At 69.7% G+C, this 22778-nt stretch carries 18 protein-coding genes; 10 read left to right on the forward strand and 8 right to left on the reverse strand.

Translation table 11 applies throughout. The features are described 5' to 3' along the window. A partial coding sequence (locus tag CQ393_RS18155) for an SDR family oxidoreductase (RefSeq protein WP_228114239.1) occupies positions 1-197 on the forward strand: 197 nt, incomplete at its 5' end. 36 nt (positions 198-233) lie between these two features. Here the strand turns inward: CQ393_RS18155 and CQ393_RS03315 are convergent. Both CQ393_RS03315 and CQ393_RS03320 read right to left on the reverse strand, forming a co-directional pair. Continuing rightward, a complete protein-coding gene (locus CQ393_RS03315) occupies positions 234-800 on the reverse strand; it encodes a response regulator transcription factor (protein ID WP_153190202.1) in 567 nt (188 codons plus the stop codon). Then, positions 797-2035, reverse strand: a complete 1239-nt coding sequence (locus tag CQ393_RS03320; protein ID WP_153190203.1) for an ATP-binding protein — start codon at positions 2033-2035, stop codon at positions 797-799. Before CQ393_RS03320 ends, CQ393_RS03315 begins: the two co-directional genes overlap by 4 nt. Before the next feature lie 84 nt (positions 2036-2119). Here CQ393_RS03320 and ispG point away from each other — a divergent pair, with 84 nt between their 5' ends. The 3 genes from ispG (at position 2120) to CQ393_RS03335 (ending at position 4980) form a co-directional block, all read left to right on the forward strand. Further along, entirely contained in the window at positions 2120-3385 is a 1266-nt protein-coding gene (gene ispG / locus CQ393_RS03325) for a flavodoxin-dependent (E)-4-hydroxy-3-methylbut-2-enyl-diphosphate synthase (RefSeq protein WP_153190292.1), read from the forward strand. Then, on the forward strand, positions 3366-4064 hold the full coding sequence (locus tag CQ393_RS03330) for a phosphatase PAP2 family protein (RefSeq protein ID WP_153190204.1): 699 nt from the start codon (positions 3366-3368) through the stop codon (positions 4062-4064). Before ispG ends, CQ393_RS03330 begins: the two co-directional genes overlap by 20 nt. A 268-nt stretch (positions 4065-4332) precedes the next feature. Beyond that, a complete protein-coding gene (locus tag CQ393_RS03335) occupies positions 4333-4980 on the forward strand; it encodes a response regulator transcription factor (protein ID WP_343199482.1) in 648 nt (215 codons plus the stop codon). 72 nt (positions 4981-5052) lie between these two features. Here CQ393_RS03335 and CQ393_RS03340 read toward each other — a convergent pair whose 3' ends face one another. Continuing rightward, positions 5053-8157 carry an Rne/Rng family ribonuclease gene (locus CQ393_RS03340; RefSeq protein WP_153190206.1) on the reverse strand — a complete coding sequence of 1035 codons (3105 nt, stop codon included), beginning with the start codon at positions 8155-8157 and terminating at the stop codon, positions 5053-5055. Positions 8158-8566: 409 nt separating this feature from the next. Between CQ393_RS03340 and CQ393_RS03345 the strand changes: the two genes are divergently transcribed. Continuing rightward, the gene (locus CQ393_RS03345) at positions 8567-9556 is read left to right on the forward strand and encodes an RluA family pseudouridine synthase (RefSeq protein ID WP_153190207.1); all 990 of its coding nucleotides are present in this window, start codon (positions 8567-8569) and stop codon (positions 9554-9556) included. Positions 9557-9654: 98 nt separating this feature from the next. Here CQ393_RS03345 and zupT read toward each other — a convergent pair whose 3' ends face one another. Genes zupT through CQ393_RS03360 form a run of 3 tightly spaced genes read right to left on the reverse strand, consistent with a single transcriptional unit; the run spans position 9655 to position 11255 of the window. Continuing rightward, the gene (gene zupT, locus CQ393_RS03350; protein WP_153190208.1) at positions 9655-10464 is read right to left on the reverse strand and encodes a zinc transporter ZupT; all 810 of its coding nucleotides are present in this window, start codon (positions 10462-10464) and stop codon (positions 9655-9657) included. Between the two features lie 31 nt (positions 10465-10495). After that, positions 10496-10909, reverse strand: coding sequence for an energy transducer TonB (locus tag CQ393_RS03355; RefSeq protein ID WP_153190209.1), 414 nt, complete (start codon positions 10907-10909; stop codon positions 10496-10498). Between the two features lies 1 nt (position 10910). Continuing rightward, on the reverse strand, positions 10911-11255 hold the full coding sequence (locus tag CQ393_RS03360) for a 4a-hydroxytetrahydrobiopterin dehydratase (RefSeq protein ID WP_153190210.1): 345 nt from the start codon (positions 11253-11255) through the stop codon (positions 10911-10913). 89 nt (positions 11256-11344) lie between these two features. Here CQ393_RS03360 and CQ393_RS03365 point away from each other — a divergent pair, with 89 nt between their 5' ends. Both CQ393_RS03365 and CQ393_RS03370 read left to right on the forward strand, forming a co-directional pair. Beyond that, the gene (locus CQ393_RS03365; protein WP_153190211.1) at positions 11345-11944 is read left to right on the forward strand and encodes an NfuA family Fe-S biogenesis protein; all 600 of its coding nucleotides are present in this window, start codon (positions 11345-11347) and stop codon (positions 11942-11944) included. A 12-nt stretch (positions 11945-11956) separates the two neighbouring features. Then, positions 11957-13735 carry a hypothetical protein gene (locus CQ393_RS03370; RefSeq protein ID WP_343199483.1) on the forward strand — a complete coding sequence of 593 codons (1779 nt, stop codon included), beginning with the start codon at positions 11957-11959 and terminating at the stop codon, positions 13733-13735. A gap of 268 nt (positions 13736-14003) precedes the next feature. Here CQ393_RS03370 and CQ393_RS03375 read toward each other — a convergent pair whose 3' ends face one another. Together CQ393_RS03375 and CQ393_RS03380 are read right to left on the reverse strand one after the other, a co-directional pair. After that, positions 14004-14465: a cytochrome c gene (locus tag CQ393_RS03375; RefSeq protein ID WP_153190212.1), complete on the reverse strand. Its 462-nt coding sequence runs from the start codon at positions 14463-14465 to the stop codon at positions 14004-14006. Positions 14466-14472: 7 nt separating this feature from the next. Next, positions 14473-14847 (reverse strand): c-type cytochrome, encoded by a 375-nt coding sequence (locus CQ393_RS03380; protein ID WP_153190213.1) that lies wholly within the window; start codon positions 14845-14847, stop codon positions 14473-14475. A gap of 204 nt (positions 14848-15051) precedes the next feature. On the opposite strand from CQ393_RS03380, the gene CQ393_RS03385 reads away from it, so the two are divergent. Genes CQ393_RS03385 through CQ393_RS03395 form a run of 3 tightly spaced genes read left to right on the forward strand, consistent with a single transcriptional unit; the run spans position 15052 to position 22738 of the window. Beyond that, complete coding sequence (locus tag CQ393_RS03385; protein WP_153190214.1) at positions 15052-16188, forward strand: efflux RND transporter periplasmic adaptor subunit; 1137 nt, start codon at positions 15052-15054, stop codon at positions 16186-16188. Further along, entirely contained in the window at positions 16185-19655 is a 3471-nt protein-coding gene (locus tag CQ393_RS03390) for an efflux RND transporter permease subunit (protein WP_153190215.1), read from the forward strand. Before CQ393_RS03385 ends, CQ393_RS03390 begins: the two co-directional genes overlap by 4 nt. 5 nt (positions 19656-19660) lie before the next feature. Beyond that, complete coding sequence (locus CQ393_RS03395) at positions 19661-22738, forward strand: efflux RND transporter permease subunit (RefSeq protein ID WP_153190216.1); 3078 nt, start codon at positions 19661-19663, stop codon at positions 22736-22738. Positions 22739-22778 lie beyond the last annotated feature (40 nt).

The raw sequence follows: 22778 nt of genomic DNA on the forward strand, positions 1-22778 counted from the left end.
CCGACACGCCGATGGCGCGCGAGATGAATCCCGACGAGGCGGCGCTGGGCGCGGTGGCGCGCCTGCATGCGCTGCGGCGGCTGGCGCAGCCGGAGGAAATCGCGGCGGCGGCGCTGTTCCTGGTGTCGCCGGCTTCCTCGTTCGTCACCGGTACGGCGATGCGGGTGGACGGCGGGGTGTCGATCCAGCGCGGTTGAGCAACCGTCCTTGGTCAGGAGCGCGGCGCCGTGCCTTCAGCGGTTCGGGTCGCGCTCCGGGCTCGGGCGCTTGAGCAGCTTGCGCTGCAGCGAGCGGCGGTGCATGCCGAGCAGGCGCGCGGCGGCCGAGACATTGCCGCCGGTCTCGTGCAGCGCCTGCTGGATGTGTTCCCACTGCAGGCGGCTGATCGGGGTCATCGCATCGGGAGGCTCGACCTCCTCGTGCTCCTCGCCGCTTTCGTCCGCCTCGCCGAGCGCGCGCAGGATCATCGGCACCGTGGCGGGCTTGGGCAGGTAGTCGTCGGCGCCGAGCTTGATCGCCTCCACCGCGGTGGCGATGGAGGCGTAGCCGGTGACCAGCAGGATGCGCATGTCCGCGCGCAGCGCGCGCAGCGGCTGGATCAGCGCCAGTCCCGATTCGCTGCCGAGCTTGAGGTCGATCAGCGCGAACGCCGGCGGCGAGCCGGTGGCCTGTTCCAGCGCGCTGGCGATGTCGTGGGCGGTGTCGGTCTCGATCTCGCGGCGGGCCAGGCTGCGCTGCAACGTGCGCAGGTACAGCGGATCGTCGTCGACCAGCAGGCCGCGGGTGGAAAGGACGCTCATGGGGTGTTCGCTTCCAGATGGGCAAGGGGCAGGCGGAAACCGACGCGCGCGCCGCGGCCTTCGGCCGGGCGCATCCACAGTTCCCCGTGCAGGCGTTCGATGGTGGCATGGGACAGCGCCAGGCCCACGCCCATGCCGTCGGTCTTGCCGCTGTTGAACAGCGTGCCCGGCAGGGCGGCGTGGGCGGCATGGTTGGCGTTGAAACCGGGGCCGTAGTCGCGGACTTCGCCATACAGCTGTCCGTCGCGGATGCGGATGTCCAGGTCCACCTGCGCGTGCCCGGCCTGCTCGCCGGCGTCGGCGGCATTGTTCAGCAGCACCTGCAGCAGGTGGCCGACGCCGGGGTCCAGCGCGAGCTGCAGCGGCGCGTCGGCGTTGCGGTGCAGGTGCACGGTCGGCCGCACCAGCCGCCATTGCTCCAGCACGTTGCCGATCGAGACCCGGGCGCGGTTGCGGGCGCCATCGGCCGGCGCCGCCAGCGCCAGCACCCGCTCGCGGCACTGCACTAGCAGGCCACGCAGGGTGTCCATGTCCTCCTGCATCGCCGCATCGCCTGCGTACTGCTCGGCGATGTCGTCGGCCAGCAGGGTCATGGTCGCCAGCGGGGTGTTCAGTTCGTGCGCCACCGAGGCCGCGTGCGTGGCCAGCGCGACGATGCCCTCGTTGCGCACGAAGCGCTCGCGCAGCAGCGCCAGCTGGTTCTCGCGTTCGCGCAGCGCGGCCGCCAGGCGCGTGGAGAACACCAGCACGACCACGCTGGAGAGCAGGAAGTTGGCCGCCGCGCCCCACAGGTGCAGGCTCATCGAATCGAAATAGCCGCCCCGCAGCGGCAGCCCGAATACCGCGCTCACCGCGTAGCCGGCCACGCAGGCGGCGGCCACCGCGTGGGTCCAGCGCAGGGGCAGGGCGAGCGCGGCCAGCGCGATCAGGATCAGGAACAGCGAGCCGAACGGATTGGCGATGCCGCCGCTCCAGCCGACCATCCAGGTCAGCACGGTGACGTCGACCAGGATGTGGCCGAAGGCGGTGACCGGCGCCGGGTCGCTGTCGTGCACGCGCAGCTGCACGTACAGGTTGAACAGCGCCAGCACGCAGACGCCGCTCCACAGCGGCAGCAGCGGCAGGTCCAGGCCCAGCAGCCAGGTGGCCACGAGGATCGCGCTGGCCTGGCCGGCGGTGGCCAGCCAGCGCAGGCTGCACAGGGTGCGCAGGAACGAGGTATCCGGGGAATCCATGGGGTGCATCGTAATGCGTCCGCGCCCGCCGGCGCTCGCCAGGATTCATGCGGCGGGATGGACGGGCGCGCTAAAATGCGCGCCATGCACGACGCCGTCACCCGTCCGACCCCGCCCGCCGACGCCACTGCCTGGCCCCGCCGCATCACCCACGCCGTGGACATCGGCGGAGTGAAGGTCGGTGGCGGTCATCCCGTGGTCGTCCAGTCGATGACCAATACCGACACCGCCGATGTCGCCGCCAGTGTCAGGCAGGTGGCCGAGTTGTGGCGCGCCGGATCGGAGATGGTGCGGCTGACCGTCAACAACCCCGAATCGGCCGCCGCCATCCCGCGCATCGTCGAGAAGCTGCGCATGATGGGCATCGACGTGCCCCTGATCGGCGACTTCCATTACAACGGCCACCAGCTGCTCACCCAGGAGCCGGCCTGCGCCGAAGCGCTGGCCAAGTACCGCATCAACCCGGGCAACGTCGGTTTCGGCAAGAAGAAGGACACCCAGTTCGCGCAGCTGATCGAGTTCGCGATCCGGTACGACAAGCCGGTGCGCATCGGCGCCAACTGGGGCTCGCTGGACCAGGCGCTGGCGGCAAAGCTGATGGACGAGAACAGCCAGCGCGAACAGCCGTGGGACGCCGGCCGCGTGCTGCGCGAGGCGCTGATCCGTTCGGCGCTGGATTCGGCGCAGACCGCGGTCGACCTCGGCCTGCCGCGCGAGCGCATCGTGCTGTCGGCCAAGGTCAGCGGCGTGCAGGAACTGATCGCGGTGTACCGCGACCTGGCCAGCCGTTCCGATTTCGCCCTGCACCTGGGCCTGACCGAGGCCGGCATCGGCAGCAAGGGCATCGTCGCCTCGTCGGCGGCGCTGGCGGTGCTGCTGCAGGAAGGCATCGGCGACACCATCCGCATCTCGCTCACGCCCGAGCCGGGCCAGCCGCGCACGCAGGAAGTCATCGTCGCCCAGGAACTGCTGCAGACCACCGGGCAGCGTGCGTTCACGCCGATGGTCACGGCTTGCCCGGGCTGCGGCCGTACCACGTCGGAGTTCTTCCAGGAGCTGGCCAAGGTGGTGCAGAACCACGTGCGCGAGAAGATGCCGGTATGGCGCGTCAGCCACCCGGGCGCGGAGAACATGACGCTGGCGGTGATGGGCTGCATCGTCAACGGCCCGGGCGAATCGCGCCATGCCAACATCGGCATCTCGCTGCCCGGCACCGGCGAGGCGCCGGCCGCGCCGGTGTTCGTCGACGGCGAGAAGAAGGTGACGTTGCGGGGCGAGAACATCGCGCAGGAGTTCGTGGCGCTGATCGACGAGTACGTCGAGAACCGCTATGCGCGCCACGCCGGCTGAATCGCGCGCGGAGGCGGCAGGCGTACGCGACTGGCTCGCGCACAACGCCTGGCGCATCGCCGCGCTGTTCGTCTGCCTGCTGCTGCCGCTGGCCGGCTTCGTGGCCCTGGCCGACGAGATCCACGAGGCCGAGTCGCTGCACCTGGACCATGCGCTGCTGTGGCGCATGCACGGGCTGGCCTCGCCGGCGCTGGACGCCTTCTTCGTGCTGATGTCCCGGCTGGGTTACCAGTGGGGCGTGATTCCCGTCGACGTGCTGCTGGTGGCCGCGCTGGCCCTGCGCCGGCGCTGGCGCGACACGCTGGTCGCCGCCAGCGCGTTCGTCGGGTCGGCGCTGCTGAACATCGGCAGCAAGCAGTTGTTCCAGCGCGAACGCCCGAGCCTGTGGGAGTCGATCGCGCCGGAGAGCACCTTCAGCTTTCCGAGTGGACACGCGATGGGCTCGATGACACTTGCCGCTACCGCGGTGTTCCTTGCATGGCATACGCGCTGGCGCTGGCCGGTACTGTTCGCGGCGGCCGTTTTCGTGCCCTGCGTCGGCCTGTCGCGCGTCCATCTGGGCGTGCATTACCCCTCCGACATCCTGGGCGGCTGGTGCGCCGCGCTGGTATGGGTGACCGGCGTGCACGTGCTGCTGTTCCGGCGTCGCTGGACGCCATCGGCTGCGGCGAATCCTTAATTGCCCGCGAGGGATGCACTGATGGCCGCATGCCGCTGCGGCGTACACCCTGTCATGGTCGGTCACCCGGCGCCGAGCGGTGCCGGGTCATGCGCGGACAAGGGGAGTCGTCCGCGCGTGCCATCCCCATGGGGCGGGACCGGCCTCTTGATTGATAATGGGGCGGCCTGCGCAATGGCCGGCGGTGGAATGCACCGCACGGCGCTCCGGTTCGCGGAGTACATGGCCGGCTGCGACTGTCACTGGGTTTCGGGGGAGGAAGCGGGTAGTGACCATCAAGGTATTTCTCATTGACGACCATGCGCTGGTGCGCACCGGCCTGCAGATGATCCTCGCCGGAGAGACCGGCATCGAGGTCGTCGGCGCCGCGGACAGCGGCGAAGCGGCGCTGCCGCAGATCCGCAGGCTGAAACCGGACGTGGTGCTCTGCGACCTGAACCTGCCGGGCCTGAGCGGCCTGGAGATCACCGAGCGCATCGTCAAGGGCGACCACGGCACGCGCGTGATCATCGTTTCGGTGCTGGAGGACGGCCCGATGCCCAAACGGTTGCTGGAGGCGGGCGCATCGGGTTACGTCGGCAAGGGCGGCGACGCCAAGGAACTGGTCCGTGCCATCCACGACGTCGCGCAGGGCCGGCGCTACCTGGCCAACAACATCGCCCAGAACCTGGCCCTGTCCAACCTCGGCGGCGACGTATCGCCGTTCGACGGGCTGTCGCCGCGCGAACTGGAAGTGGCCTTGCTGCTGGTGCAGGGACGCCGCCAGGAGGAAATCGCGCGTCGTCTCAGCCTGAGCGCCAAGACGGTCAATACGCACAAGTCGCGCCTGTTCCAGAAGACCGGCGTGCACGACAACATCGCGTTGGCCCGTCTGGCCGCGCAGTATGGCGTGGGCGACCCGTCGAAGGCGATCTGATCTCCAGCATCGCCGGGGCGAATGAAAAAAGCGGCCCGAAGGCCGCTTTTTTCATTCCGGACCGCGCTGCGCTCAGGCGCTGCGCGGACGTTCGTCGGTTTCGACCCCGGCTTCGGCTTCGACCTCGGTGCCGGCCGTATCGGCAGCCGGTTCCGCGGATTCCACCGACGGCGTGGGCGCCGCTTCGGGGATGGCCTCAGGCTTCACTTCCTGCGCCGGCACCGGCGATGGCGCCTCGCCGAAAAGCTGGCCGTTCTCCGGCAGCGTCGTTGCGGGCGCAACCGGTGCGATCGGCGCGGTTGCGGTTGCGGTGGCGGCTGCGGTCGTGTCCTCCGCCGGCGCGGCGGGTTCGACAACGGCGACCGGTTCCGGACGGGCCTCCGGCTGCGCCGGCGCGGCCGGTTGCGGGACGTCCACTGGGGCGGACGGGGCAACCGGGGCGGCTTCCGGCTCGGCCGGAACGGATGCCGCGGTCGCTGCGGTCGGTTCGACCGCCGGTTCCGGTTCCAGCTGCTGCGGCGCAGTGGCGGCGACGGGTTCGACCACCGTGGAGGTGGCTTCGTTCGATACGGCGGCCGCTTCAGGCTCGGCCGGCTTCACCACAGCTGCTTCTGCTGCTTCGGCCTTGACGCGTGCGGGGCGGGCCGGAGCGTCCATGGCGGCCGGTTCGTCGTCGAAGTCGAATTCGGGCTGGGCCGCGGCCGGCACGCCGGCCGTATCGGCGTCGTTGCCGATCTCCTCGTCGTCGCCGGCATCGTCTTCGCCACCCAGTGCATCGGCGTCGGCGCTGCCGGTGCCTTCCGCATTGCCGCGGCGACGGCGGCGGCCGCCACGACGGCCGCGACGGCGGCGGCTGGCGCCGTCGCCATTGGCGTCGTCGGTGGCTGGCGCCGCGGAGCTTTCATCGACGGTGGCCACGGCCTGTTCGGCTTCGGCGGTCACCGGCGCGGTGTCCTCCACGACCGGCGGCTGCACCTTGACCGGGGCTTCGGTGGCTTCCGTGTTCGCGGTGGCGACCACGGTCGCCGCGGCCACTGCCGGGACGACGGCTGCGACCGGACGCGGTGCCTCGGCCTGCGGCTGCCGTGCCGGCTTCTCGCCTGCCGGCTGCTGGGCAGGCTTGTCGGCGTCCTGCTGCGGCTTGGGCTGCCTGGGCTGCTTCTGCTTGGGCTGCTGCTGTTCGCGAGGCGGCTTGCCCGGCTGCGCCTGCTGCTCGCCGCGCTGCTTGGGCGGCTGCTGCTGGCCGGCGTTCTGCTGCTGCGCATTGCCACTGTTCTGGCGACGCTCCTCGCGGCGCTGTTCGTCGCGGCGGTTGCCGCTGGCATTGCCGGCGTTGCGCGCCTGCTGGCCGTTGCTGCCATTGCGGCCGTCGCGGCGCTGGCCGCGGTCGTTGCGGTTACCGCGGCCGTTGTCCTGGCGCGGTTGCGGCTGGGCCGGCGCGGCGGGAGCGGTCTCGCCGCCGAAGACGCGCTTGAGCCAGCCCATCACGCCACCGCCTGCTGGCGCGGCGGCGGGAGCCGGTGCGGCGACCGGCGCCGCGGCCGGCGTCGGTTCCGCAACCTCGCGCAGCGGGGCCGGCTGGCTGTGCTTGACGTGGGTCACCGCCGGCGCCGGCGGGATGTTCAGCTGCGCCTTGGTCAGGGCGTGCACCGGCAGCTTGCGCGGGGTGCCGCGCTGGTAGCTCGGCTTGCCCGATTCCTCGCCCAGCTCGTTCTCGCGCAGGCGGGTGACTTCGTAGTGCGGGGTGTGCAGCTGCTCGTCGGCGACGATGATGATCGGCGCGTCGTGGCGGCGCTCGATCTCGCGCAGCGCGCCGCGCTTCTCGTTGAGCAGGAAGTTGGCGATCTCCACCGGGGCCTGGACCAGCACCTGCCCGGTGTTCTCCTTCATCGCATGCTCTTCGGCGACGCGGATGATCGACAGCGACAGCGACTCGACGCTGCGCATGCGGCCCTGGCCGTCGCAGCGCGGGCAGACGATCTGGCTGGACTCGCCCAGGCTCGGGCGCAGGCGCTGGCGGCTCATCTCCATCAGGCCGAAGCGCGAGATGCGGCCCAGCTGCACGCGGGCGCGGTCGTACTTGAGTGCGTTCTGCAGGCGGTTCTCGACTTCGCGCTGGTGCTTGTTCGAGGACATGTCGATGAAGTCGATCACCACCAGGCCGCCCAGGTCGCGCAGGCGCAGCTGGCGGGCCACTTCCTCGGCCGCCTCCAGGTTGGTCTGGAACGCGGTGTCCTCGATGTCGCTGCCCTTGGTGGCGCGGGCCGAGTTCACGTCCACCGCGGTCAGCGCCTCGGTCTGGTCGACCACGATCGAGCCGCCGGAGGGCAGGCGCACGTTGCGCTCGTAGATCGCTTCGATCTGCGATTCGATCTGGAAGCGGTTGAACAGCGGGATGTCGTCCTTGTAGTGCTTGAGCTTGCGCAGGGTCTGCGGCATCACCTGCTGCATGAACTCGCGCGCGGTCTCGTATAGCTCCTCGGTGTCGACCAGGATCTCGCCGATGTCGGCGCGCAGGTAGTCGCGCAGGGCGCGCACGATCAGGCGCGACTCCTGGTAGATCAGGAACGGCGCCGGCTTGGCCAGCGCGGCCTCGGCGATGGAGCGCCACACCTGCAGCAGGTAGTCCAGGTCCCATTGCAGCTCTTCGGCGTCGCGGCCGACGCCGGCGGTGCGGATGATCACGCCCATGTCGTCGGGAATGTTCAGCTTGTCCAGCGCGTCCTTCAGCGCGGCGCGGTCCTCGCCCTCGATGCGGCGCGAGACGCCGCCGGCCGACGGCGAGTTGGGCATCAGCACCATGTAGCGGCCGGCCAGGGAGATGAACGTGGTCAGGGCGGCGCCCTTGTTGCCGCGCTCTTCCTTGTCCACCTGGACCACCACTTCCTGGCCCTCGCGCAGCAGTTCGCGGATGCCGGCCTTATTGTGGTCGACGCCGGCCTGGAAGTAGTCGCGGGAGATTTCCTTCAGCGGCAGGAAGCCGTGCTTGTCGCCGCCGTATTCGACGAAGGCCGCTTCGAGGGAGGGTTCGAGCCGGGTGATGCGGCCCTTGTAGATGTTGGACTTCTTCTGTTCCTTGGACGGCTGTTCGATGTCGATGTCGTACAGGGTCTGGCCGTCCACGATGGCCACGCGCAGTTCTTCAGCCTGCGTGGCATTGATCAGCATTCGCTTCATTGTGCGTTCCTCGCGCGCTGCTACCGCGCGGAACGCCATGGCGTTTCGCCTCTGGACACGGGTCGCCGCCCCTCGCGCAGGCGCGGGTAGGGCGGCTTGGGTTTCCAGCGCTACGACACCACGGCAGGCCGCGGGAGCGCTTGTGTTCTTGGTTTCAGGTGTTTCGGGGCCGGCGGCCGCTCCGGCCGGGGCCAGGGCGTCGCACGGGACATGTGTTTTCGTCCAGCACGGATGCTTTTGGCATCCGGCGATGGCCGGGAGCGCCGACGAGCCGCTAACATGGCCGCCCCGGGGGCGGTGGCCGCGCACTGTGCCGGATCCGTCGGAAGCCGGGCTTCTGGCCCTGGTCAACTTCCAACGAAATCAAACCCTTATATCGCTCCCCGAGTGTAACAGAATAAACAGGCAGATGACTGACTCCGAAGACCGCCGCGCACCGTCCGCGGGCAAATCCAGCGTGCGCCTGATCAAGGTTCCGGAAGACAGGGCCGGGCAGCGCCTGGACAACTTCCTGCTCGGCCAACTCAAGGGCGCCCCGCGCAGCCTGGTCTACAAGCTGATGCGCAGCGGCCAGGTGCGGGTGAACGGGGGCCGGGCCAAGGCCGAGCGCAAGCTGGAGGCGGGGGAGGAAGTACGGGTGCCGCCGGTCAATCTCGCCGAGGTGGGAGACAAGTCCGCGCCGCCGGCCGGCTTCCTGCAGCGCATGGAGCAGGCCATCGTCTTCGAGGATGCGCGGCTGCTGGTCATCAACAAGCCCTCCGGCGTGGCCAGCCACGGCGGCAGTGGTATCAGCCATGGCGCGATCGAGACCATGCGCGCGCTGCGCCCGAACCAGAACCTGGAGCTGGTCCACCGCCTGGACCGCGACACCTCGGGGCTGCTGGTCATGGCCAAGAAGCGTTCGGCGCTGACCGAACTGCAGGCGCTGCTGCGCGAGGACCACGACGGCAACGGCCCCGGCGGCATCCGCAAGCGTTACCTGACCCTGCTGGCCGGGCGCATGCCCGACGGGGTGATGAGCGTGGACGCGCCGCTGCACGTCGGCCTGCGCCAGGGCGGCGAGCGCCACGTGCAGGTCAATGCCGCCGGCAAGCCGTCGCTGAGCCACTTCAAGGTGCTGGAGCGCCGTGGCGGCCATTCCTACTGCGAGGTGCGGATCGAAACCGGGCGCACCCACCAGATCCGCGTGCATGCCCAGCACATCGGCCACCCGGTCGCCGGCGACGACAAGTACGGCGATCCTGCGGTCAACAAGCGGTTCAGGGAGCAGATCGGGCTGAAGCGGCTGTTCCTGCACGCGGCCTCGCTGGAGTTCGCGCTCGATGGCGGCAAGGCGCCCTACGTGCTCAATGCGCCGCTGGCGCCGGAACTGGCCGAGGCGATGGACCAGCTGAAGTAAGGCCGGCCAGTGCTTGTTGCAGGAGCGGCTTCAGCCGCGATGGGGGCTTTGCCGGTAAAGCCCATCGCGGCTGAAGCCGCTCCTGCGGCGGCGCTGTCTCACCACTTGAACAGCACCAGGCTGATCGCCAGCGTCGCCATGCCGGTCACCAGCCCGTAGACCGTCTCGTGGCCCTTGGCGTAGCGCTTGGCCGCCGGCAGCAGTTCGTCCAGGGCCAGGAACACCATCACCCCGGCGATCATCCCGAACACGATGCCGAAGGTCGTGTGCGAGAGCGAGCCGGCGAGGGCGAGGTAGCCCAGCGCCGCGCCCACCGGTTCGGCGAGCCCGGACAGCAGGCTCGCGGTGAAGGCGTAGAACTTGTTGTTGGTGGCGAAATACACCGGTACCGCGATGGCGATGCCCTCCGGGATGTTGTGGATGGCAATGGCGAAGGCCAGCGGCATGCCCACCGACGGGCTTTCCAGCGTGGCGAAGAACGTCGCCAGGCCTTCCGGGAAATTGTGCGCGGTGATCGCCACCGCGGTCAGCAGCCCGACGCGGCGGATGTAGCCGCGGTTGTCGGCGCGGAACAGCGGGTCCTGCTTGTCCAGGCTCTCGTGCGGGTTGGGGATCAGATGGTCGATGGCGACGATCAGCAGCATGCCGGCGAGGAAGGACAGCGTGCCGTACGTGAAGCCCAGCCGGTCGCCATGCGCCAGCGCGAATGCCGCGACCGACTTGTTCAGGATTTCCGACAGCGACACGTAGACCATCGCACCGCCGGCGAAGGCCAGTCCAAAGGCCAGCAGGCGCGGGTCCGGCCGCCGCGAGAACAGCACCATCACGCTGCCGATGGCGGTGGCCAGGCCGGCGGCGAGCGTCAGCGCGAACGCGATCCACAGGTTGTCGGTCGGGATCGCTGTCATGGGCATCGTGCGGCCGTAGGCAAAGGGAGGCTCAACCGCCGCGCCGCATCCGCTCCTCGATGGCGAAGCAGCTGTCCGGCTTCGGCTCCGGCGGGTTGAAGCTCACCGGCACCTGGATGGTGGTCGGCACCGGCTGGCCGTTGCGGGTGGCCGCCTTGAACTTCCATTCGCGCACGCGCCGGATCGCCGAATCGTCCAGCTGGCTGTTGCCGCTGCTGGTGAGCAGCGCGACGTCGGTGGGCGTGCCCTGCGGGCCGACCACGACCTTGAGCACGCTCTGCCCGCCCACGCCGCCGCAGGCCAGCTCGACGGGATAGTCCGGTGGCGGCGTCTGCACCGCGGCCACTTCGGTGGGGGCGATCGCCGGCGCCGCCGGTCCGGACGGGCTGCAGGCGGCGAGCGCTGCGACGGTGGCGAGGGAGCCCAGCAGGAGATGCGCTTTCATGTCATTGCTCCACGAGTGCGGATGCCTTGGCGGCACAGATGAAATCGTTCTCGCTCAGGCCGCCCACGTCATGGGTGGAGAAGCGGACGGTCGCGCGGTCGTAATGGACGCCCAGGTCGGGGTGGTGGTCCTCGCGGTGGGCGATCCAGGCCAGGGCGTTCACGAACGCCATGGTGCCGTGGTAGTTGTCGAAGCGGAACGTACGGACCAGCGCATGGCCGTCCTCGGCCAGCTCCCAGCCCGGGACCTGCGGCAGTAGTTCGGCCAGGCGGGCATCGCCGAGCCGGTGCTCGCTGCCCTTGCGGGCAATGCAGTGCGCCTGCACCAGCGGGATCAGATCGGCCATGGGGTATCTCCGTCTACAGGGGGTGAACGGCCTGGCGCGTGGAATCTGTGTCCCATCAGCAGCAGCCAAGACACGGCTAGAATACCCGCATGATCCAGATTTCAGATACCGCGCAGACCCATTTCCGCAAGCTGATCGAACGCGAGGCCGTGCCCGGCATGGGCGTGCGCCTGAGCGCGGTCGAGCCGGGTACGCCGCGCGCCGACGCACGCCTGGAGTTCGCCGAGCCGGCCGACCTGCTCGGCGACGAATGGGCGGTGGACTGCGACGGTTTCACGCTCTACGTGTCGGCCACCAGCGTGGCGTGGCTGGAAGGCGCCGAGATCGACTACATCACCCAGGCGGCCGGCACCCAGCAGCTGACCATCAAGGCGCCCAGGATCAAGGGCGAGGCGCCCGGCGAGGCGGCGTCGATGGTCGAGCGCGTGCACTGGGTCGTGGAGAACGAGATCAACCCGCAGCTGGCCTCCCACGGCGGCCGCGTGGCGGTGCAGGAAGTGTCCGCCGACGGCGTGGTGCTGCTGCGTTTCGGCGGCGGCTGCCACGGCTGCGGCATGGCCGACGTGACCTTGAAGCAGGGGATCGAGAAGACCTTGATGGCCCGGGTGCCCGGCGTGACCGCCGTGCGCGACGCGACCGACCACAGCAGTGGCCAGGCGCCCTACATCCCGCGCGACGGCGCGGGCTGAGCGGACCGCCGCGTGCCGGTGACGTCGGTTGCCGACCTGATCGAGCTGCTGGCTGCCCGGCGCAAGGCCAGCATCCTGCACGATCGCCGCACCGGTTTTCCCTATAGCTGGAGCGCGTGGCTGCGCGGCTGGTCGCCGGCCAAGGGCATGGCGTTCGCCGGTGCGGAGGCGGCCGCGGCGGCGCCGCCCTGGACGGGTCCGCGTTCCCGCGGCAACGGCCCGGGCCTGTCGTTCCGGCAGGCGCTGCTGCACCTGTTCCGCTGGGCGGGCGACGATCCGCCGCCGCAGGACCAGCGCGGCGTGCGCTGGTTCTCCGCGCTGTGCAGCGTTGCCCTGCACCTGTTGTTCGCCGTGCTGCTGGTCTGGGTGGCGCTGGTGCGCAGCAACGTGCCCGAGCCCGGCGCGGAGGACGGCGAGCGCGTGCAGGTGGAATACATAGGCCGCGGCACGCCGCAGGACGAAGGCGGCGGTGCGCCGCAGGCCGCCGGCGCGCAGTCGCCCGCGGCTCGTTCGGCCGGTGCGCCGGCCAGCGAGGGCGGTACGGCCGCGGCCCCGGCCGCCGCTTCGCCGCCGCAGCAGTCGCAACCCACGCCGCCGTCACCGCAGGAAAGCGTGGCGGAGGCGGAGGCAGCCGCAACGCCGGTGGACATGTCCCGGCCGGCACCGGATACGGCGGCCGAACAACCGCTGCAGGTCACCGAGGTGGCGCGGCCCACCGGCGATTTCGTGCTGCCGCCGCCCACCGTGGAAGCGCCGGCGATACGGACCAGCGAGCCGCAGGTTCGCGAGCGCACGGTCGCGGCGGTGACGGAGCGGCCGACGCCGGTCCGTGCCTTGCCGGCGCGCGAGGTCACGGCGGTGGAAGCGGCGATGCCGCAGGTGCAGGTGCGCGAGCGACGCATCGAGACCGCGCCCACCCAGCCGGTGACGATGGCGCAGGTGCGTCCGCGCGCGGCGGACGTGCGCCTGGAAAACGCCGAACCGACCGTACGCGAACGGCAGGTCGCCATCGCGCCACGCCAGGACGTGGCGATGGCGACGGTGCGCGCGCGCGAAAGCGGCGTGCAGCTAAAGCCGGTGGAAGTGGCCATGCGCGAACGGCCGGTGCCGGGCGTCGCCGATGCGCGGCCGGCGGCCACGGCCGGTTCCATGGCGGCCGCGGAGAGTGCGCGCGGCGGCGATGTGCAGGCGCTGGCTGCCGCCACCGGAGGCGGGCAGGGCGCGGCTGCTTCGCCACGATCCGGCACCAGCACCGGTGCCGGGCCGCGGCCGCAGGACCGCAGCGGCGGCTGGGCCGCGCCGGCGCGCGCCGACGATTGGGGTGCGTCGCAGCGGCAGGCGGACGGAGGCGCCGGCGCCGTGTCCGACCAGGGGCAGGGTCTGTTCAACGCCGACGGCAGCGTGCGCCTTGCCGACGGCGGCGATCGTGGCGCGGCATCGGGCGCGCGCGGTGCGCCGGGCGGCGAGTCGGACACCTGGAGCCGCGAGCAGATCGACCGCGCCGGCACTTGGCTCAAGCGTCCGCCCTACGAACACGCGCCCACCTCGTTCGACAAATACTGGTTGCCCAACGAATCGCTGCTGGCCGAGTGGGTGCGCAAGGGCATCAAGAGCATCGAGATCCCGATTCCCGGCAGCGAGAACCGCATCTCCTGCGTGATTTCCATCCTGCAGTTCGGCGGTGGTTGCGGCCTGAACAACCCCAACATGCAGGACCAGCCGGCCAGTGCGCGGCCGCCGCCGGACATCCCGTTCAAGAAGGAACTGCAGGACGACAACGGCAGCCGTTGAGCGGCGCCGCATCCGGGCGCGGAAGCTGGCGGTCGGGGCGGATTCCCGGGGATTCCTGTCCATGCAGGACGCGCGCTACGCGCGGCACATGCAATGCGCGATGGCCCCGCTCGATACCGCAGCGCCGATCAATGCCGGATCGGTCCTGGGCATGTCGGGAGGTGCGGACGAAAAGGAATCCGGCAAGCTCCGCCAGCCGGCAGATCGAGGAGGCGGCCGCGAGCTTCGGAGCGATGGCGCCGGCACGGGGCGTGCCGGCGCGCGCGGGTTACTTGAGGCCGTGCAGGTCGCGCAGCTGGCTGGGGCGCGAACCGAAGTAGGCGGCCAGGTCGGAAATGTCCTGGTCGCTGAGGTCGGCGGCCTGCGGCGACATCAGCATGTGCTCGCGGTCGCCGCTGCGATAGGCCTGCAGGGCGTGGGCGAGGTAGTCGCCGTACTGGCCGCCGAGCCGGGGATAGCTGGGATCGATCGGGGCGTTGCCATCGGCGCCGTGGCAGTCGATGCAACTCTGGCCGGTGGCCTTGCCCTTGTTGTTGGCCAGCTGCTCGCCGGCGGCGATGCGCCCCTGCGGCAGGCCGGCCGAAGAACTGGAACCATGTTCGCCGCTGGCATGGCCAGGATCGGCGGCGGACCTGCCGGTGGACTCCACCTCCGACTGCGTGCAGGCAGCCAGGGCGCAGGCGGCGGACAGTGCGATGGCGAGACGCGAAGCGTGCTTGGCTTTCGACATGGGCTGCTTACTTGAGAGTGGACAGGTAGGCGGAGAGATCAGCGATTTCCTGCGTGCTGAAGCTCATCGATTGCGCCTGCATGGTCGGATGCCTGCGCTTGCCTTCGCGGTATTCGGTCAACGCCTGGGTCAGGTACTGCGCCGACTGCCCGCCGATCTTCGGGACGCGGTAGCTCGGGTAGGCGTTCTTGTAGCCGGTGATGCCGTGGCAGCCCTGGCAGGTATAGGCCAGGGTACGGCCGGCTTCGGCATTGCCCGTGGTGGCGGGCGACGCCGCGGCGGCGGGAGCGGAAGGTTCAGACTGCTGCGGGTCTTGGGCGGCGGCCCCGAACGGCAGGGCGAAAGCCAGGGCGAGACATACGGCAAACGGCTGCGAGCGCATGGTTTCCTTGTCCGGTATGCGGGTCTGTTCGTTCCGCCGTAGGGACACGGAACGGCCCGAGTATAGCCCGCGCATTCACCGGTTCGGAACCATTCATGAATGCTGCGATGCCGCATGCGTGCATGACCTTTGGGGCATGGTGTCGCCGTGGGGTGGTGCAATACTTTGCTACAACACCAGCCACTGCATCCCCAGGGACCCACGATGTCGCGACTCCTCACTCCGTACGGCCGCACCGGAAGCTGCGCCGCCGCTCTGCTCGTCACCACGGTGTTGCTGCTTGGAGGTTGCAAGGCAGGCGGCGAGGAGGCCAAGGACAAGCCCAAGGAAGAGCAGAAGGCCAGCGACGCCGTCCCGGTCGAGGTGGCCAAGGCGGCGCACCGCGCCATCGCCGCCAGCTACACCGGTACCGCGTCGCTGGAAGCGCGCGCCGAATCCCAGGTGGTGGCCAAGACCTCGGGCGTCGCCCTGGCGGTGCTGGTCGAGGAGGGCCAGCACGTGCGCGCCGGCCAGCCGCTGGTGCGCCTGGATCCGGACCGCGCGCGCCTGGCCGTGGCGCAGAGCGAGGCGCAGATGCGCAAGCTGGAGAACAGCTACCAGCGTGCGCAGAAGCTGGTCCACCAGCAGCTGGTCAGCGCCGCCGACGTGGACCAGCTGCGCTTCGACCTGGAGAACGCGCGCGCCCAGTACCGGATGGCGACGCTGGAACTGTCCTACACCACGGTGGTGGCGCCCATCTCCGGCGTGGTCGCTTCGCGCGACATCAAGCCGGGCAACTTCGTGCAGATCAACTCGCCCATCATCCGCATCGTCGATGCCGGCAAGCTGGAGGCCACGCTCAACGTGCCCGAGCGCGAGATCGCCAAGCTCAAGCCCGGGCAGGCGGTGGAACTGGTGGCCGACGCCCTGCCGGGGCGCAGGTTCGCCGGCGTGGTGGACCGCGTGTCGCCGGTGGTGGACACCGGCACCGGCACCTTCCGCGTGGTGACCGCGTTCTCCGGCGAAGGCGACCTGCAGCCGGGCATGTTCGGGCGCCTGGGCATCAACTACGACCAGCGCGCCGATGCGCTGGTGGTGCCGCGCACCGCGCTGCTGGAAGACGGCGGCGAGCCGGCCGTGTACGTGGTGCGCGACGGCAAGGCGCTGCGCACCCAGCTCAAGCTCGGTTATGACGAGGCCGGCTGGGTCGAGGTGCGCGAGGGCCTGAAGGCGGGCGACGAAGTGGTCGTGGCCGGCAAGGCGGCGCTGCGCGAGGGCAGCGCGGTGCAGGTGATCGGCAAGGAGAAGGCGGTCGCCTCGGCCGCCGCCAAGGCGCCGGCCGCCCAGGCGGCCAAGCAATGAGTGCGCGCGATCCGTCGGTTCCCGGCGGCGGCGGTTTCGACCTGATCGAGTTCGCCACCCGCCGCCGCGTCACCATCGCGATGATGACGCTGACCCTGGTGCTGTTCGGCCTGATCTCGCTGTCGAGCCTGAAGGTCGAACTGCTGCCGGACCTGAGCTATCCCACGCTCACCGTGCGCACCGATTACGAAGGCGCCGCGCCGGCGGAGATCGAGACGCTGATCTCGCAGCCGGCCGAGGAAGCGCTGGGCATCGTCAAGGGCCTGCGCAAGCTCAAGTCGATCTCGCGCACCGGGCAGAGCGACGTGGTGCTCGAGTTCGCCTGGGGCACGGACATGCAGCAGGCCGGGCTGGACGTGCGCGACAAGATGGAAACGCTGCAGCTGCCGCTGGAGGCCAAGCCGCCGGTGCTGCTGCGCTTCAACCCGTCCACGCAGCCAATCATGCGCCTGGCGCTGTCCTCCAGGCAGGACGCGGGCAGCGAGGCCGATGCGGTGCGCCGGCTGATGGAACTGCGCCGCTATGCCGACGAGGACCTCAAGCGCAAGCTCGAGCCGGTCAGCGGCGTGGCCGCGGTCAAGGTCGGCGGCGGCCTGGAGGACGAGATCCAGGTCGACATCGACCAGCGCAAGCTGGCCGCGCTCGGCCTGTCGCTGGACACGGTCATCCAGCGCCTGCAGCAGGAGAACGTCAACCTGTCCGGCGGCCGCCTGGAAGAGGGCTCGCAGCGCTACCTGGTGCGCACGGTCAACCAGTTCACCACGGTCGAGCAGATGCAGCAGATGCTGCTCAACACCGCGGGCGGCTCGGGCGCGTCGTCCACGAGCGAGAACCGCCAGCTGATGACCGCGATCCTGGGCAGCCGCGATCCGAACGTGATCGCCGCGTTGCGCAGCGACGGCAGCGGCGGCGGCATCTCGCCGGTGCGGCTGAAGGACGTGGCCGAGGTGCGCCAGGGCTACAAGGAGCGCGAGGCGGTGATCCGCAGCGCCGGCCACGAAGCGGTCGAACTGGCCGTGTACAAGGAAGGCGACGCCAATACCGTGGCCACCGCCGACGCGCTGGAAGCGCGGCTGGCGCAGATCCGCAAGGAAATGCCCAAGGACATCGAGATGACCCTGGTCGAGGACCAGTCGGTGTTCATCCGCCACGCGATCAAGGACGTCAAGGTGGACGCGGTGATCGGCGGCCTGCTGTCGATCCTGATCATCTTCCTGTTCCTGCGCGACGGCTGGAGCACCTTCGTCATCTCGCTGTCGCTGCCGATCTCGATCATCGCCACGTTCTTCTTCATGGGCCAGCTGGGGCTGAGCCTGAACGTGATGTCGCTGGGCGGGCTGGCGCTGGCCACCGGCCTGGTCGTGGACGATTCGATCGTGGTGCTGGAATCCATCGCCAAGGCGCGCGAGCGCGGCATGGGCATCCTGGAAGCGGCGATCAAAGGCACCCGCGAAGTGTTCATGGCGGTGGTTGCCTCGACCCTGACCACGATCGCGGTGTTCCTGCCGCTGGTGTTCGTCGAGGGCATCGCCGGGCAGCTGTTCCGCGACCAGGCGCTGACCGTGTCGATCGCCATCGCGGTGTCGCTGGTGGTGTCGATGACCCTGATCCCGATGCTCAGCGCGTTGAAGGGCCGTCCGCCACTGGAGTTCCCTGCCGAGGAACCGCGCCAGACTTGGCGCCCGGAAAGCCGCTGGAAGAAGCCGGCGGCCTATGCGGGCCGCGGCGTGGGCGGGCTGTTCCGCTACGGCTTCTTCGCCGCGGCGTGGCTGGTGGTGCGCCTCTTCCGCGGCATCGCCGCGGTGGTCGGCCCGGTGATGCGCAAGGCCAGCGACCTGGCGATGGCCCCGTATGGCCGCGCCGAGGCCGGTTACCTGCGCATCCTGCCGGCGGCCCTCAAGCGGCCGTGGCCGGTGCTGGGTTTCGCCACGCTGGCCTTCGGCCTGACCCTGGCCGCGTTGCCACTGCTGGGCGTGGACCTGCTGCCGCAGCTAGCCCAGGACCGCTTCGAGATGACCGCCAAGCTGCCGCCGGGCACGCCATTGGCGCAGACCGACGCGCTGGTGCGGGAAGTGCAGCGCGCCCACGCCGGGGAGGACGGCGTGCGCCTGCTGTACGGCGTGTCCGGTACCGGCACCCGGCTGGACGCCAGCCCGACCGAGAGCGGCGAGAACATCGGCAAGCTGTCGGTGGTGATGAACGACACCCGGCGCGAGCCGGAGCTGACCGAGAAGCTGCGCCAGACCCTGAAGGCCTGGCCGTCGGCGCAGGTCGACTTCGCCCGCCCGGAACTGTTCGCGCTGTCGCCGCCGCTGGAGATCGAGATCGAGGGCAACAACCTCGACGACATCCGCGTCGCCGGCAACCGCCTGGCCGGCATGCTGCGCGAGAACGCGCACTACGCCGACGTGAAGTCGACGGTGGAGCAGGGCTTCCCGGAGATCCAGGTGGTGTTCGACCAGGACCGCGCCGCGGCGCTGGGCCTGACCACGCGCCAGATCGCCGACGCGGTGGTCAACAAGGTCAAGGGCAACGTCGCCACGCGCTACAGCTTCCGCGACCGCAAGATCGACGTGCTGGTGCGCGTGCAGGAATCGGAGCGCTCCTCGGTGAACGACATCCGCCGCCTGATCGTCAACCCGACCGGGGCCAAGGCGATCGAACTGGGTTCGGTGGCCGACGTGATCGCCACCACCGGTCCGAGCGAGATCCACCGCGCCGACCAGCGCCGCGTGGCGATCGTCTCGGCCAACCTGCGCGACATCGACCTGGGCAAGGCCATCACCGAGGTGCAGGACATGGTCGCCCGCAATCCGCTGGGCACCGACGTCGGCATGCACATCGGCGGCCAGGGCCAGGAGCTGGGCGAATCGATCCGTTCGCTGCTGTTCGCCTTCGGCCTGGCGGTGTTCCTGGTGTACCTGGTGATGGCCTCGCAGTTCGAATCGCTGCTGCACCCGTTCGTGATCCTGTTCACCATCCCGCTGGCGCTGGTCGGCGCGGTGGCGGCGCTGCTGCTGGCGCGTTCGCCGGTCTCGGTGGTGGTGTTCATCGGCCTGATCCTGCTCGTCGGCCTGGTGGTGAAGAACGCCATCATCCTGATCGACAAGGTCAACCAGCTGCGCGAGGAGGGCGTGGCCAAGCGCCAGGCGCTGGTGGAGGGCGCGCGCTCGCGTCTGCGCCCGATCATGATGACCACGCTGTGTGCGGTGTTCGGCTTCCTGCCGCTGGCGCTGGCCTTCGGCGAGGGTTCGGAGGTGCGCTCGCCGATGGCGATCACCGTGATCGGCGGCCTGCTGGTGTCCACCCTGCTGACCCTGCTGGTGATCCCGGTGGTGTACGACCTGCTGGACCGCAAGCCGGACGGTTACTACGCCGAGCGCGGCCGCCGCGCACGCCAGGCGATGGCCCAGGCCGAACAGGTGCTGGCGCATGAGCACGACCCCATCGGCGGCCTCAAGGACTGATCCGGATGAACATCACCGAGCTGTCCATCCGCCGCCCGGTCACCACGATCATGCTGTTCGTGTCGATGGTGGTGATCGGCCTGATCGCCGCGTTCAAGCTGCCGCTGGAATCCGAGCCGGAAGCATCGATCCCGTTCTTCTTCGTGTCGCTGCCGTATCCCGGCTCGACCCCGGAGGAAGTGGAACGCAACCTGCTGCGGCCGGTCGAGGAAGCCATCGCCACGATGCCCGGCATCAAGTCGATGAACGCCCGTGCCAACGCCGAGGGCGGGCAGATCCAGGTCGAGTTCAGCGACTGGAACCGCGACATCGCCATGGCCGCGTCCGAGGCGCGCGAGCGCATCGACGCGGTGCGTGACCAGCTGCCGGACGACTTCCGGCGCTATTACGTGCAGCGCTGGAGCACCAGCGACCAGGAAGCGATCAGCCTGCGCCTGAACAGCAAGGAAGACCTGACCGCGCGCGCGGGCATGATCGAGCGCACCATCAAGCAGCGCCTGGAGCGGCTGCCCGGCGTCGCCCGCGTCGAGGTGGAGGGCGTGGCCAAGCAGGAAGTGCTGGTGGCGCTGGACAAGGACCGCATCAGCGCCCACGGCGTGGCGCTCAACGAACTGGTGCAGAAGCTGCAGGCGGCCAACTTCGCGGTCTCCGCCGGGCAGATCACCGAGGAGGGCCGCCGCCTGCGCGTGCAGCCCCGGGGCGAGCTGCAGGAAGTGCAGGAGCTGCGCGACCTGCCGGTCAACAACCGCGGCACGCGCCTGTCCGACATTGCCGAGGTCAGCCTGCAGCCGCAGCGCATGAGCTACGTGCGGCGGATGGAAGGCAAGCCCAGCGTCGGCGTGGACATCTACAAGGAGCGTTCGGCCAACCTGGTGGACCTGTCGCGCGCCGTCGGCAGGGAAGTGGAGGCGCTGTCGGACGACCCGGCCCTGCGCGGCATCGACATCGAGGTGGCGTGGGACTCGGGCAAGGCGGTGACCAGTTCGCTGCTGGCGCTGGCCGAGGCGGGCGCCATCGGCCTGCTGCTGTCGGTGATCGTGCTGTACGCCTTCCTGCGGCACTGGCCGTCGACGCTGATGGTGTCGATGGCGATCCCGATCTGCTTCATCATGACCCTGGGCTTCATGTACTTCACCGGCATCAGCCTGAACATCATCTCGATGATGGGCCTGCTGCTGGCGGTGGGCATGCTGGTGGACAACGCCGTGGTCGTGGTGGAGAGCATCTACCAGGAGCGTGAGAAGTATCCCGGGCAGCCGGCGATGGCCTCCATCATTGGTACCCGCCACGTCGCCATCGCGCTGTCGGCCGGCACCCTGTGCCACTGCGTGGTGTTCCTGCCGATGATGTTCGGCGAGAAGAACATCATCACCATCTACCTGTCGCAGCTGGCGGTGACCATCTCGGTCTCGCTGCTGGCCTCCTGGCTGGTGGCGGTAAGTCTGATCCCGATGCTGTCGGCGCGGATGAAGACCCCGCCGGCGTTGAAGTCGCCGCTGATCGGCCGCCTGCAGGAGCGCTATGCCCGGGTGCTGCGCTGGACCCTGCTCAACCGCGGCTGGAGCGTGGCCGGCATCGTGCTGGTGTCGCTGGTCAGCGTCTGGCCGATGACCCACACCACCGGCGGCGGGGACAACAACAAGCCGGATGAGATCAACATCTTCTACCAGTGGAAGGGCGCCTATTCCAAGGAGGAGATGGGCAAGGAAGTGCAGCGGGTGGAGGATTTCGTCAACGCCAACCGCGAGCGGTTCAAGATCAAGCGCGTCTACAGCCGCTATGCCGAGCAGGGCTGGGCGCAGACCCGCCTGTACCTGGGCATCGACGACCGCGAGCAGAGCAAGAAGATCGAGGAGGAGGTGCGCAAGGGACTGCCGCAGTCGGCGCGTGCCAAGATCGGCATCGGCTGGCCCGGCGGCATGGGCAGCGAGGGGCAGGGCCTGCGCTTCAGCCTGATCGGCGATTCCAGCCAGACCCTGCGCGAGCTGGCCGACGACATCGTGCCGATCCTGGCGCGCGATCCCAACCTGCGCGACGTGCGCGTGGACATCGGCGACGCCAACGCCGAGCTGGCGGTGAGGGTCAACCGCGAGCGCGCCGCCTCCTACGGCTTCAGCGCGCAGCAGGTGGCGCAGTTCGTCAGCATGGCGCTGCGCGGCTCCTCGCTGCGCGACTTCCACCGCGACGATGTCGAGATCCCGGTCAACGTGCGTTTCGCCGGTTCGGAAAGCTACGGCGTGGAGGACCTGTCGTCGTTCATGGTGCGCACCGCCGCCGGCAAGGAAGTGCCGCTGCTGGCGATGGTGGACGTGAACGTCAACCCGGCGGCCAGTTCGATCCAGCGCCTGAACCGGCAGACGATGCTGCGGGTCGAGGCCGGCCTGGCCAAGGACGTGCCGATGGAGGTGGCGCGCAAGTCGGTCGAGGCCGCGCTGGACAAGGTGCAGTTCCCGCCGGGCTACGGCTACACGTTCGCCGGGGGCAGCTTCAACATCAACTTCGACGGCATGGACCAGATGAAGAACGCCATCGTGATCGCGCTGGTGCTGATGCTGGTGATCATGGCGGCGGTGTTCGAATCGTTGCTGTTCCCCGCCGCGATCATGTCCTGCGTGCTGTTCTCCATCTTCGGCGTGTACTGGCTGTTCTGGCTGACCGGCACGGAGATGAACATCATGGCGGTGATCGGCATCCTGGTGCTGATGGGCGTGGTGGTGAACAACGGCATCGTGATGATCGAGCACATCAACAACCTGCGCCGACGCGGCGTGGCGCGTACCGATGCGCTGGTGGAAGGCAGCCGCGAACGCCTGCGCCCGATCATGATGACCATGGGCACGGCGATCCTGGCGATGATCCCGATCGCGCTGAACACGCAGACCGCCGACGGCATGCCGCCGTACTACCCCATGGCGCGCGCCATCGCCGGCGGCCTGGCGTTTTCCACCGTGGTGAGCCTGCTGTTCCTGCCGACCATCTACGCCATCCTCGACGACCTGCGCATGGGAACCGCCCGGCTGGTGCGCCGGGCGCGCGGCCTGGCGCCGCTGGAGCCCGTCGCGCCGGCGCCCGCGCAGGAGTGACACCGTACCGTTCCCGGCCATCCCGGCAGGGAACGCTCGT

Origin of the sequence: Stenotrophomonas sp. MYb238 (genome assembly GCF_009496535.1) — a bacterium.
Classification (GTDB): Bacteria; Pseudomonadota; Gammaproteobacteria; order Xanthomonadales; family Xanthomonadaceae; genus Stenotrophomonas.